Below are 13,051 nucleotides of genomic sequence, written 5' to 3'. Positions count from 1 at the left end.
AATATATATTTGAAAGATAGAATATTATATGATATATTCTAGGCTGTAAATATTATATTTTCAAAACAGAAAGGAATTAAAATATGATATGTCCAAATTGTGGATGTGAGTGTGATGATAATGCTATGTTTTGCAGAAAATGTGGTACAAAAATCAATAGCTTTCATAGTGATATTACACAAACATCAATAGATAAAATAGATAATACAGAAGAAGATATTTTTGCCGGTATTAAAATAGAGTCCGGCAGAGAAGGTTATAGTGAAAACGAAAATAAGAAGAGTAGTTATAAAATACAGAAGTTAGATGATGAGGTTGAAGAGGATTTAGAGGAATTTGATGACTCTTACATATCCCACTCTAAACAGCATAATTACAAAAGTGCTTCACATAATTACTCAAGTAGCAATAAAGTTAAAAAGAACACAACAAAAAAGAATATTTCAAAGAAAAAGGCACCTAAGAAGAAAATGTCAAAGAAGAAGGTACTTGGTTTAATTGTTTTGATAATTGTACTAATGGCAGCAACATCTGTGGGAACATTAGCTGTCAAGAAATCAATTATGACAGGTAAGTTTGACAAATATTATAATATTGGTGAAAAATATTACAAAGAAGAAAATTATGAGTATGCCAAGTCTCAGTATATTTTAGCTTCAAGTAATGCTTTTACAAAAGAACAGAAAATTAAAGCCTATGAAAAGGTTTGTCAGGTAGACGAAATTCTTGGGAAATATGATGAAGAAGAAATGAAATATCTTGAATATTTAATTGACGTTGATAATCAGAATATTGACTATTATAAGAAACTGATTGTTCTTTATCAGAATAATGACATGGATTCGAACATCAAAACATTAGTTAATTCTGCACCTGCAAATTTAAGAAAAGAGTTGGAGAATTTTGATGGCACAGTTCCATCAGCCAGCGTAAAGGCAGGAACTTATGATAAACCAATAGAAGTGAAACTAAGTGCCAGTGATGATGTAAAGATTTACTATACAACAGATGGTTCAGATCCAAGTGACAGTGTTTCAAGAAAAAAATATTCAGGTACAATTTCTTTTGCAACAGAAGGAACATATACTTTAAGAGCATATTCGGTTGACAAAAACAAAAAGAAAAGTAAAGAAGCAGCCTACAAGTATATATTAGAATTTAAGAAAATAAATGAGCCTACAGTAGATTTGAAAAGTGGTGAATACTCGACTCAGGAGAAGATTACCGTAACTGCTGATAGTGGTTGCAGTGTATATTTTACAACAGATGGTACAACTCCAACAAAGAAAAGTCAGTTATATACAGAGCCAATCAAAATTCCAAAAAAGAATTCTATTTACTGTTTTGTTGCAATAGATGATCAGGGTATAACAAGCTCAGTTGTTACAAGAGCATATAATTATGTACCTAAGAGAATATCTTATAGTCAGGCATCTAATAGCCTTACAGATTATCTTGTTTCAAATGGTAAATTTGAAAATAATTATGGTGAATTTGAAAACGGTGATGTAGGTTATTTGGAATATAAAAAGATAACTGAAATCTCTTCAGAAGAATACTACATTATTAATTGTGAAATTGAGGACAAGGATGGAAAGAGTGTGTCTTCACAGTCATATGCAGTATCGTGCGAATCGGGTACCGTGTATGGAGTAAAGTATAATGGTGGTTCTTACAGTTTGGATTAATTTAAAGATATTACATTGTTTTCAATAATTGTTCAAATATGCAGAGAAAAATTAGCAAGAATAATAAAAAAACAGTTACTAAAAAAAGTCAAAATAAAAGAAACTAAAAAAAGTCAATTTCTATGTAAGTAGCAATACAATTAAAACTGTTGAATATAGTTAATTGTATTATGATTTACAGTAGAAATTGGCTTTTTTGCATTAATGTATAACCTGAGTGCGTGTTATCATGTAACTATTGTTTTATTACACCAGGGTGCGTTCTTAGTGGAACATTTTTCCTTTCACGCGAGTGTACATCCCTAGTGGAACGTTTCTTATTACATAAAAAAACACCACATTATGTGGTGTTAATCAATGCGGATAGTGGGACTTGAACCCACACGCTTTATGGGCGTCAGATTTTGAGTCTGATGCGTCTGCCATTCCGCCATATCCGCAAGCAATAAAAATCTTATCATTTTGTTGTATAAATGTCAATAAAAATGTATAATTGATTTCAGAAAAATTTTTAATTAGCTTAAAAAAGAAAAATGAGATTTGAATTGAATAAAAACAAAATGAGCAATTGGATTTTAAATAAAAAAGTACAAAATGAGCGAATAAATGTAAGATGAAACGAGGGTAAATATGAATTGCGAAGTGTTTCAGGAGAAAATAAATGATTTTATTTTTGATAGAATTGAATATTCAGAAGATTTAGAAGATTTTCTCAGTCATGCAAAAGAATGCAAAGATTGTATGGAAGAATTACAGTTGTATTATACTATACATAGAGGTTTGGAAGATGTGCCGGCTCCTTTTGAGGGTGAGGAGACGAAGAAGGCAGAGGAAGAATTGCAGGATTTAATTGAATACTATGATGAATATTTACAAAGGCAAAAGTCCTATAAAAAAGCTGCACGAATTTCAATTATTGCCATTTTAGCAATTGTTCTTTCCACATTTTCCTATGTTATAGTGAAAATTATTTTATTTTAACAAATATTATTTAAAACGAGGTAGACATGAATAAATTATTATTAATTGACGGACACAGTATATTAAACAGGGCTTTTTACGGAGTTCCTTTATTTGGAAATACAAAAGGAGTACATACTAATGCAGTATTCGGCTTCCTTAATATGATGTTTAAATTTATAGATGACGAGCAGCCAACTCATTTTGCAGTTGCATTTGATGTTCATCAGCCAACGTTCAGACATGAAATGTTTAAGGAGTATAAAGGAACAAGAAAACCTATGTTACCTGAATTAAGGGAGCAGGTTCCAATTATCAAGGATTTGCTAAAGAAAATGAATATTACGGTAATTGAACTTCCGGGTTATGAAGCAGATGATGTAATAGGAACTATGTGTAAAGAAGGTGAAAAAGAAGGTATGGATGTGTGCATTTATTCCGGTGACAGGGATTTATTGCAGCTTGCATCTGAAAAAATAACTGTTTGTATTCCTAAAACAAAAAAAGGTCAAACAACAATTGAACGATATAATACAGAAGACGTAAAGGCTTTATATAAGGTGACACCTTTTGAATTTATTGACGTAAAGGCTTTAATGGGGGATTCTTCTGACAACATACCGGGTGTGCCGGGAATTGGAGAAAAGGGAGCTACTGCCATTATTTCTCAGTTTGGTTCAATTGAAAATGCATTAGAACACGCAGATGAAATTTCAAACACAAGAAACAGAAATGCCTTAATTAATCATTTCGAATTGGCAAAAATGAGTAAAGTTTTGGCAACAATTAATATTGAATCACCTGTAGGTGTTAAACCGTCAGAGTGTGTTTTTGGAGATATTTATACAGAAGAAGCTTTAGACATAATAAAAGAACTTGAATTAAAGAGTATGATATCAAGATTTTCTAATGTTTCAGCATCAATGGACATAGAGGAGAATTTTAAATTAGTTAATGATTACGTTGAAGCAGAAGAAATTTTTAACGAATGTATAAATAACAGTGAGCAGGTAGGCTTATTTATATTAAATGAAACTGATATTTTCGGTATAGGTTTATGTTTAAGTGAAGAAAAAATATATTATATACCGGTAGTAGGATTTATTACAAAAGAATATATCAAAGATAAGTTAAAAGAAATGGTTGATAAAACAAAGATTTACACAACTGATATAAAAGAGAACAATAATCTTTTTGAAACATCATTAGTTGATGAAAAATATATAAATCTTGAAGATTTAGGTTTAATGCAATATTTAATTAATCCAAATGGTCATTCTTATAATTATGATGATGTTGCAAGGGACTATCTTTCAATGACAGTTCCAACTTATGAGGAAATTTTTCCAAAGACAAAAAAGAAGGAAACACCATCTATTGAAATAGTTGAAAATCAAATGAGATATGCCTGCTATAACGCATTTATTTTCTATAAAGGTTTTCAGCCTGTTCAGGAGAAATTAAAAGAATTGGAAATGGAGGCTGTATACAATAACATCGAGAAACCTTTATCAATTGCTTTATTTAACATGGAGAACATTGGTATAAAAGTTGATGGTGAGGCCTTAAAGAAATATGGCGATGAACTTGGTATCAAAATTGCTGATTTAGAAAAGAAAATCTACGAAAGTGCCGGTCACGAATTTAACATTAATTCACCAAAACAGCTAGGTGAAATACTTTTTGGAGAAATGGGATTACCAGGTGGTAAGAAAACAAAAACAGGTTTTTCCACATCAGCTTCTGTTTTGGAAAAATTAGAACCGGATTATCCATTTGTTAAAGATGTACTGGAGTATAGACAATTAACTAAGTTGAAATCTACTTACGCAGATGGATTAAGTGTTTTTATAAAAGATGACAGCAGAATATACGGAAAATTTAACCAGACAATTACTGCAACAGGAAGAATCAGCAGTACAGAACCTAATTTACAAAATATTCCTGTTAGAACAGAAATTGGCAGACAGCTAAGAAAAGTTTTTGTTCCAAAAGAAGGGTGCGTATTTGTAGATGCCGATTATTCTCAGATTGAACTTAGAATTTTAGCCCATATGTCAGGTGATGCTAATTTGATTAATGCCTATAAACATTCAAAAGATATACATGCTGCTACAGCTTCACTTGTTTTTGGTGTCCCAATTGAAGAAGTTACTAAAACACAAAGAAGTAATGCAAAAGCTGTAAACTTCGGAATTGTTTATGGCATAAGTTCTTTTGGTTTAAGTCAGGATTTATCAATTGGCAAAAAAGAAGCACAGCAGTACATTAACAATTATTTTGAAAGTTATCCGAGCATTAAGCAGTTCTTAGATAATTCTGTAAACAGTGCAAAAGAAAAAGGTTATTCTGTTACAATGTTTGGCAGAAAAAGACCTATTCCTGAATTAAAAGAGTCTAATTTTATGAGAAGACAGTTTGGTGAAAGAGTAGCAATGAATGCCCCAATTCAGGGAACTGCTGCAGATATTATGAAAATTGCCATGATTAATGTGGACAAAGCCTTAAAAAATAACAATTTAGTATCAAGAATTGTTCTACAGGTTCACGATGAACTTTTAATCGAGGCAAAAAAGGAAGAAGTGGAACAGGTAAAAGATATTTTAATAAATGAAATGTCTCAGGCAGCAAATCTTGAAGTACCACTTCTTGTTGAAGCAAAAGTAGGAAACAATTGGGATGAAGCTCATTAAAATATAAAAGATAACGAAGGATATAAAAAATGATTATTGGTGTGATGGGAGGCGTTGGCTCAGGTAAGTCAACGGTACTTAACTATTTGGAAAATAACTATGAGGCAAACATAATTGAAGCAGATAAGGTGGCAAAAGAAGTTATGCTTCCCGGAAATGATGTATACAATGAAATTGTGAAAACATTTCCTGAAGTCATAGCTGATAATAAAATTGATAGCAAAAAACTTGCGGAGATTGTTTTTAATAACAAGGAACAACTTGAAAAATTAAACAGTATTACCCACCCTGGAGCTGTTAAGGAAATTGTCTCAAGAATTAAGTCATCCAAAAACAGAATTATAGTTGTAGAGTCAGCAATTTTATTAGGTTCCGGAGTTGAACAATATTGTGACGAACTTTGGTTTGTTTTTTGTAACAGGGATACAAGAATTAAACGACTAATACAGACAAGAGGTTACTCTAAAGAAAAGTGTATCAGTGTTATTGAAAGTCAGCCGGCTGATGAAGAATATAATAAAGTGGCTGATGAATTTATTGACAATTCATATTCAGAAGAAAACACAAGGGAACAGATTGATTTAATCCTTAATACAAGCGCCTGTATATAAATAGTTTGATTTATAATCTATTTATAGGTTGTTATATTATTTAACTGAAAAATAAAAAAATATATTGACTATAATATTAAAAAGAGTTACGATATGTAGCGTGCTACATGTCGTAGCTCTTTTATTATGTTAAGGAGAATTTTTATGGAGGATTTAGGTCATCAGATTAAACGTATTGATAGGTTATTTAAATTGCGTATGGACCGCAATTTAGAAAAGAGTGGATTAACTAACAGTCAGATGCATGTATTAATGTATTTATTACATCATCCCGACCAGAAAGTAACACAGAAATGTTTGTGTCAGGAATTTGAAGTTAAGCATTCTACCATGTCAGGAATTTTAAATAGAATGAAGGACAAAAATTTAATTGACATTAAAATAGATGAGGATAACAAGAAATTCAAAAATATTTATGTTACGAAAGAAGCATACGGTATTAAGGAAAAGTTAGATTTATATAAATCTAAAACAGAAGAAATCCTGGTTAAGGGTTTCAATGATGATGAAAAAAACAAATTGGAAAACTTTCTTGAAAGATTGTATGCCAATTTATTAGATGACAGTCAGCTTAACGAAGAAGATTTAAAATGTTTACATAAAACAATTAGAAAGTAAATTTTTATATGAAGAATTTAAGTAGGAGGATAGATTAAAATGTTAAAGACATTAGGAAAACAGATTAAAGAATTTAAACTGGTATCCATTCTTACACCTATTGCCATGTTAGCAGAAGTAATTGTTGAAAACTTTATACCACTTTTGATGGCAACAATTATTGATTCGATTGGTTCAGGTGATTTAAACAGTATTTACAGAACAGCATGTATAATGATTGTTCTTGCAATTGCAGGTTTAATTTCCGGATACCTTGGTGGTGTATTTGGAGCTAATGCTTCAGCCGGCTTCGCAAGAAACCTAAGAAAAGCAATGTTTGAAAACATACAGACTTTTAGCTTTTCTAATATTGATAAGTTCAGCACAGCAGGTTTGGTTACAAGACTGACAACTGATGTAACAAATATGCAGAATGCTTATCAGATGATACTTAGAATGGCTGTTAGAGCTCCATTTAGTTTGATTGTTGCCATGATTATGGCATTTACGGTATCCCCACGATTAGCATCTATATACTTAATTGCTGTTATTATTTTAGGTTGTATTTGTGCATTAATTATTAAGTTCGCTTTTAAATATTTTAATCAGGTATTTAAGAAATACGATGCCTTAAATGAAAGCGTTCAGGAAAATGTAACAGCCATGAGAGTTGTTAAGGCGTACGTTAGAGAGGACCATGAAAAGAAAAAATTTGGAAAAGCCAGCGAAGCTATTTACAAAATGTTTGTAAAAGCTGAAGGCATTGTTGCTTTAAACAATCCGGTAATGATGACAACAGTATATACATGTATATTGTTAATCAGCTGGGTTGGAGCACACATGATAGTGGCAAGTGGTAATAACGCAGCACTTGGTCTTACAACAGGTAACTTAACATCAATGCTTGCTTATTGTATGAACATTCTTATGAATCTTATGATGTTATCAATGGTATTCGTAATGATTACAATGTCTATGGCAAGTGCAAGACGTATTGTAGAAGTGTTAAATGAAAAGCCTGACATTACAAATCCAGAAGACCCTGACTTTGATGTACCTGACGGAAGTATTGAATTTAAGAATGTAACATTTAGATATAACAGTAAAAGCGAAAAACCAATACTTGAAAATATTAATGTTAAAATTAAGTCAGGTGAAACAATAGGTATTATTGGTGGTACAGGTAGTGCTAAGTCAAGTTTGGTAAACTTAATCAGTAGATTATATGACATTGAAGAGCAGGCGGTAAAAGATGGTGAAGAACCAATCGAAAGTTATGTTAGCATTGGCGGAAAAGATGTTAGATCTTACGATTTGGAAACTGTAAGACAGGAAGTTAGTGTTGTGCTACAGAGCAATGTTTTATTTACAGGAAGTATTCTTGATAACCTTAGATGGGGAAATCCTGAGGCAACAGATGAAGAGTGTATTAGAGTCTGTAAATTAGCATGTGCAGATGAATTTATTGAAAGAATGCCTGATAAATATAATACACATATTGAACAGGGCGGTACCAATGTTTCAGGTGGTCAAAAGCAGCGTCTATGTATTGCCAGAGCATTACTAAAGAATCCAAAGATTTTGATTTTGGATGACTCAACAAGTGCTGTTGATACAGTTACAGATGCAAAAATCAGAAAAGCTTTTAGGGAAGAAATTCCTGACACAACAAAAATTATTATTGCACAGAGAATTTCATCAGTTCAGGATGCAGACAGAATCATTGTTATGGACGATGGAAAAATAAATGAAATAGGCACACATGATTATCTAAAAGACAATAACGAAATTTATAGAGAAGTTTATTTACAGCAGACAAACGATAATGGTGATTTTGACAAGAATGGAGGTGAAATGTAATGGCACAGCCAAAAACAGTTAAGGGTCCTGGAAAACATCAGATGGGACCTAGACAGAAAATTGATCATCCATTTAGAATAATGGGCCAGATATTAAAGTTTATGGGCAAGCATTATGCACCACATTTAATTATTGTTCTTATATGTATTGTTACAAACGTTTTGGCAAATGTTCAGGGAACATGGTTTATGAAGGCTTTAATTGACCAATACATTTTACCAATGATAACAAAAGGCAGTAACGACTTTGGACCACTTCTTGGTGCCATGGGTAGAGTTGGTGTTTTTTATGGTATTGGTATTATAGCAACCTTTGCACAGTCTGAAATAATGGTTTTTGTTACACAGGGAACATTAAAAGACTTAAGAATAGAAATGTTTAACCACATGCAGTCACTTCCAATTAAATATTTTGACACACATGCACATGGGGACATTATGTCAATGTATACAAATGATATTGATACATTAAGACAGATGGTAAGTCAGTCTTTACCACAGATTATTAATAGTGTAATTACTGTAGTAAGTGTACTTGTTGCCATGATTACATTAAGTTTTCCATTAACAATACTCACAATTATTATGGTTGCTTTAATGATGTTTGTTTCAAAGAAGCTTACAAGTCTTTCAGGTAGATTTTTCCTGGCACAGCAGAAGGACTTAGGTGCTGTAAATGGTTATATTGAAGAAATGATGGCAGGTCAGAAAGTTGTAAAAGTTTTCTGTCATGAAGATGAGGCAATAGAAGAATTTGATGAAATCAATAATAAGCTTTATCATTCAGCTAATAATGCAAATAAATTTGCAAATGTAATAGGACCTTGTAATGCACAGCTTGGTAACTTAAGTTATGTTTTATGTGCATGTTTTGGTGCTGTTATTGCAATTAACGGATTTATGGGCTTTACTTTATCTCCGGGAGCTTTGGTAAGTTTCCTGCAATATAATAAGCAGTTTGCCCAACCAATTAATCAGGTTACAATGCAGATGAACAGTATTGTTATGGCATTAGCAGGTGCTGATAGAATATTTAAACTTCTTACAGAAGAACCCGAAGTTGATGACGGTTATGTTACATTAGTACGTTGTAAAAAAGAAAACGGCGAAATCGTTGAATGTAAGGAACGTACAGGTATGTGGGCTTGGAAGCATTACCATAAGGAAGATAATACAACAACCTATAAGGAAATGAAGGGGGAAGTTGTATTTGATGGAGTTGATTTTGGATATAACGATGACAAGATTGTTTTACATGACGTTAAATTATATGCAAAACCTGGCCAGAAAATTGCTTTTGTAGGCTCAACAGGTGCTGGAAAAACAACTATTACAAACCTTATTAACAGATTCTATGACATACAGGATGGAAAAATCAGATATGATGGAATCAATATTAATAAAATCAAAAAAGATGATTTAAGACGTTCCCTTGGTATTGTTTTACAGGATACACATTTGTTTACAGGAACAATTATGGAAAACATCAGATACGGTAAGCTAGATGCAACTGATGAAGAAGTAATAGCTGCTGCAAAATTAGCTAATGCCGATAGTTTTATTAGAAGATTACCTGAAGGCTACAATACTTTAATTAAAGGTGATGGTGGAAACCTTTCACAAGGTCAAAGACAGTTACTTGCTATTGCAAGAGCAGCTGTTGCTAATCCACCTGCATTAATTTTAGATGAAGCTACATCAAGTATTGATACAAGAACTGAAAGAATTGTACAAGAGGGTATGGATGCCTTAATGGAAGGTCGTACAACATTTGTTATTGCCCACAGACTTTCAACCATAAAGAACAGTGATTGTATTATGGTACTTGAACAGGGAAGAATTATTGAACGTGGTAGTCACGATGAATTAATGGAACAAAAAGGAACATATTACAGACTTCAAACAGGAAACTCAAAATAATATAGTTTTAAGGAACACTTGCATATATTAAAATGTGAGTGTTCTTTTTAGGTTTGGATAGTTTTATGAGTATGAAAATTAACAAAATAAACATTGTTGTGTTAGTGATAGTTTTTGCTATTGGAAATGTTTTAGTTTACAACAAAATAATTAGTAAATCCTTTACTATAGAAAAAAATATTGTAGAAAGTAATAAATTTAGGAATCCTTACATAAATGAAAAAGTCTTAAAGGAGTTAAAGGAAAATTCATTAAACAGTAATAGAGATTTTAGCGAATTTATAACAGCTAATTATTTACTGAATGATTATTCTTTGAGAAAAACGAAGGTAGATGGAAATAATATTAAAAGAATAAGAAAGCAATTTGTTTTTAATAACAAAGAGGAATATTATAAATTATTAAAAGCTTTCTCTGCAATATACAATGATTTAAAATATTTTCCGGTAGCAAAAGGCAGAAATACAAATTACTGGGTTGGCTATGAGAACGGCTTTGGTGAAAGCAGAAATTTTATGGGAAAATATAAACATGAAGGTTGCGATATTATGGCAGAAAATAATGTATCAGGTTTTTATCCCATAATAAGTTCTACAGATGGAATTGTGGAAAATATAGGGTGGCTACCAAAAGGCGGCTACAGGGTAGGAATTAGAAGCGATAATGGCGGTTATTTTTATTATGCACACTTGTCCTGTTTTTCAAATATAAAAAAAGGAGCTGTGGTAAAAGCCGGAACATTGCTGGGCTATATGGGTAATACCGGTTATGGAAGTATTGGCACAGAAGGCAAGTTCGATGTCCATTTGCATTTTGGCATATATATTAAAACTGATAATTATGAGGAATTAAGTGTAAATCCATATTATATTTTGAAATATTTGGAAAATTGTATACTTTATGCAAATTATTGAAAAGAAATGTCACAAAGCTTAAAAAATTAAATAAATGCCATAGTGTGGTCATAAAACATTTGAATAATATGTTTATATATGCATAAAAATTTATATTAATTCAGTATGTGTCTTGATATAAATTAATATAAAGTGTAAAATACTATTAGTTTAAAAGAAAGAAGGTAATTTATAATGGAAAAATTAAATACTAATAATGCACCTGCAGCTATTGGACCATATTCACAGGCTGTAAAGACAGGAAATTTATTATTTACATCAGGTCAGATTGCACTTGATCCTGCAACAGGTGAAATTGTTGGAACAACAATAGAAGAACAGACAGAACAGGTTATGAAGAACCTTGGAGCTATTTTGAAAGAAGCTGGAGCAACTTATGAAAATGCTGTAAAGACTGTTTGCTTTTTAGATAACATGGATGATTTTGGAGCATTTAACGAAATTTATGGAAAGTATTTTACAGGAAAACCTGCAAGAAGCTGTGTTGCTGTAAAGACTTTACCAAAGAATGTTTTATGTGAAGTAGAAGTTATTGCAGAAATATAATTTATAATTTTTGAAATTAAGGATATAGGAGAAACTTTTATATGAAGAAGGAAAACATGTTTAATGACACATTGGAGGTTTCAAGTTTTAATGGTGAAGGCTATTTACCATTAATCGATTTTGAAAGTTGGAGAGTCGCTGAATTAAGATATATTGATGAACTTGAACCAGATAGAATTGATAATATGCAAAAGCATAATGAAACAGATGAAATTTTTGTTGTTTTAGAAGGGGATTTTACATTATTTCTTGGTGGAAATGGTGATGAAATTGGAGAAATAGAAGCCATTAAATTAGAACCATTGAAATTGTACAATGTTAAGAAAGGAACTTTTCACACACATACACCTGAAAAGAACTGTACATGTTTAATTGTTGAAAATAAAAATACAACAGATGACAATTCTCCTAAAATCAAAATCACAAAGGAACAAAGCAATAAAATTGTTGAATTATATAACAAGGTAAATAAGCGCTAGGCATAAAGCTTAGCGCATTTTGGTGTTTTATGAGATTAGATAAATATTTAACCACACTTGGAATTGGCTCACGAAGTCAGGCAAAAGAATTAATAAAAAAAGGCAAAGTAAAAGTAAATAATATTACGGTAAATAAACCGGAAACTCATATAAATGAGGAAGAAGACGTTGTAAATTTAGATGGTTTGGATTTGAATTATCATAGATTTTATTATTATATGTTAAACAAACCAAAGGACGTAGTTACTGCTGTGTCAGATTTTCAATATACAACGGTTATTGATATTATGGATGTCCAGCCTAAGAAGGGTTTGTTTCCGGTTGGTAGATTAGACAAAGATACAGAAGGCTTATTGCTTATAACAAATGATGGGGAATTATCCCATTGTCTACTTTCTCCTAACAAGCATGTTTCAAAAAAATATTATGTGGAAACAGATGGAGAAATAAGAAAAGAATATATTGATGAATTCAAGAATGGATTTGATATTGGCTTAAAGAACAATACAAAGCCGGCACTCCTTGAAATAATAGATGAAAATAAAGCTTATGTTACAATAACAGAGGGAAAATATCATCAGGTAAAGAGAATGTTTAAGCATTTCGGCCTAAGGGTTACTTACTTAAAACGTTTGGAAATGGGACCGCTGGTTTTAGATGATGATTTGGCATCGGGAGAATATAGAGAATTAAGTAAAGATGAAATTAATTTTTTACTAAAACATAAGGATAATTAAACAATTAAAGTTGTTTCATAAAAGGTTTAGCTGAAATGCAAATCATA

11 protein-coding genes and 1 tRNA gene are annotated in these 13,051 nt (G+C 31.5%); 11 read left to right on the top strand and 1 reads right to left on the bottom strand.

Annotation, left to right across the window (positions count from 1 at the left end; genetic code table 11):
• Nucleotides 1–83: 83 nt before the first annotated feature.
• Complete coding sequence (locus tag DWZ69_RS06540; protein WP_117999641.1) at nt 84–1,688, top strand: chitobiase/beta-hexosaminidase C-terminal domain-containing protein; 1,605 nt, start codon at nt 84–86, stop codon at nt 1,686–1,688.
• Between the two features lie 358 nt (nt 1,689–2,046).
• Here the strand turns inward: DWZ69_RS06540 and DWZ69_RS06535 are convergent.
• Nucleotides 2,047–2,128, bottom strand: a tRNA-Leu gene (locus DWZ69_RS06535).
• 190 nt (nt 2,129–2,318) lie between these two features.
• Here DWZ69_RS06535 and DWZ69_RS06530 point away from each other — a divergent pair.
• From DWZ69_RS06530 to DWZ69_RS06485, 10 genes are all read left to right on the top strand, one after another.
• A complete protein-coding gene (locus DWZ69_RS06530; RefSeq protein WP_117999640.1) occupies nt 2,319–2,669 on the top strand; it encodes a hypothetical protein in 351 nt (116 codons plus the stop codon).
• Between the two features lie 26 nt (nt 2,670–2,695).
• Nucleotides 2,696–5,341: a DNA polymerase I gene (polA, locus tag DWZ69_RS06525; RefSeq protein WP_117999639.1), complete on the top strand. Its 2,646-nt coding sequence runs from the start codon at nt 2,696–2,698 to the stop codon at nt 5,339–5,341.
• A 29-nt stretch (nt 5,342–5,370) separates the two neighbouring features.
• Nucleotides 5,371–5,952: a dephospho-CoA kinase gene (gene coaE / locus DWZ69_RS06520; RefSeq protein WP_117999638.1), complete on the top strand. Its 582-nt coding sequence runs from the start codon at nt 5,371–5,373 to the stop codon at nt 5,950–5,952.
• 144 nt (nt 5,953–6,096) lie between these two features.
• Entirely contained in the window at nt 6,097–6,570 is a 474-nt protein-coding gene (locus DWZ69_RS06515; protein WP_158561088.1) for a MarR family transcriptional regulator, read from the top strand.
• A 39-nt stretch (nt 6,571–6,609) separates the two neighbouring features.
• The gene (locus DWZ69_RS06510) at nt 6,610–8,409 is read left to right on the top strand and encodes an ABC transporter ATP-binding protein (RefSeq protein WP_117999636.1); all 1,800 of its coding nucleotides are present in this window, start codon (nt 6,610–6,612) and stop codon (nt 8,407–8,409) included.
• Nucleotides 8,409–10,328, top strand: coding sequence for an ABC transporter ATP-binding protein (locus DWZ69_RS06505; RefSeq protein ID WP_117999635.1), 1,920 nt, complete (start codon nt 8,409–8,411; stop codon nt 10,326–10,328). The genes DWZ69_RS06510 and DWZ69_RS06505 overlap by 1 nt, the downstream gene beginning before the upstream one ends.
• Before the next feature lie 65 nt (nt 10,329–10,393).
• Nucleotides 10,394–11,242, top strand: a complete 849-nt coding sequence (locus tag DWZ69_RS06500; RefSeq protein WP_118436518.1) for a M23 family metallopeptidase — start codon at nt 10,394–10,396, stop codon at nt 11,240–11,242.
• Between the two features lie 174 nt (nt 11,243–11,416).
• Nucleotides 11,417–11,788: a RidA family protein gene (locus DWZ69_RS06495; RefSeq protein ID WP_199521890.1), complete on the top strand. Its 372-nt coding sequence runs from the start codon at nt 11,417–11,419 to the stop codon at nt 11,786–11,788.
• Between the two features lie 41 nt (nt 11,789–11,829).
• Entirely contained in the window at nt 11,830–12,267 is a 438-nt protein-coding gene (locus DWZ69_RS06490; RefSeq protein ID WP_243002592.1) for a hypothetical protein, read from the top strand.
• Nucleotides 12,268–12,296: 29 nt separating this feature from the next.
• Nucleotides 12,297–13,004, top strand: coding sequence for a pseudouridine synthase (locus DWZ69_RS06485; protein WP_117999633.1), 708 nt, complete (start codon nt 12,297–12,299; stop codon nt 13,002–13,004).
• Nucleotides 13,005–13,051 lie beyond the last annotated feature (47 nt).

It is taken from the genome of Eubacterium sp. AF34-35BH (assembly GCF_003477765.1).
GTDB lineage: Bacteria > Bacillota > Clostridia > Lachnospirales > Lachnospiraceae > Eubacterium_G.
The sequence above is the reverse complement of the archived record's forward strand: the minus strand, read 5'-3'. Positions and strand labels throughout refer to the sequence as shown.

Coding starts and splice junctions, on each gene's coding strand:
- DWZ69_RS06495 (WP_199521890.1), top strand. CDS start 11,417: ATGGAAAAATTAAATACTAATAATGCACCTGCAGCTATTGGACCATAT.
- DWZ69_RS06485 (WP_117999633.1), top strand. CDS start 12,297: ATGAGATTAGATAAATATTTAACCACACTTGGAATTGGCTCACGAAGT.
- DWZ69_RS06490 (WP_243002592.1), top strand. CDS start 11,830: ATGAAGAAGGAAAACATGTTTAATGACACATTGGAGGTTTCAAGTTTT.
- coaE (WP_117999638.1), top strand. CDS start 5,371: ATGATTATTGGTGTGATGGGAGGCGTTGGCTCAGGTAAGTCAACGGTA.
- DWZ69_RS06530 (WP_117999640.1), top strand. CDS start 2,319: ATGAATTGCGAAGTGTTTCAGGAGAAAATAAATGATTTTATTTTTGAT.
- DWZ69_RS06515 (WP_158561088.1), top strand. CDS start 6,097: ATGGAGGATTTAGGTCATCAGATTAAACGTATTGATAGGTTATTTAAA.
- DWZ69_RS06510 (WP_117999636.1), top strand. CDS start 6,610: ATGTTAAAGACATTAGGAAAACAGATTAAAGAATTTAAACTGGTATCC.
- DWZ69_RS06540 (WP_117999641.1), top strand. CDS start 84: ATGATATGTCCAAATTGTGGATGTGAGTGTGATGATAATGCTATGTTT.
- DWZ69_RS06500 (WP_118436518.1), top strand. CDS start 10,394: ATGAGTATGAAAATTAACAAAATAAACATTGTTGTGTTAGTGATAGTT.
- polA (WP_117999639.1), top strand. CDS start 2,696: ATGAATAAATTATTATTAATTGACGGACACAGTATATTAAACAGGGCT.
- DWZ69_RS06505 (WP_117999635.1), top strand. CDS start 8,409: ATGGCACAGCCAAAAACAGTTAAGGGTCCTGGAAAACATCAGATGGGA.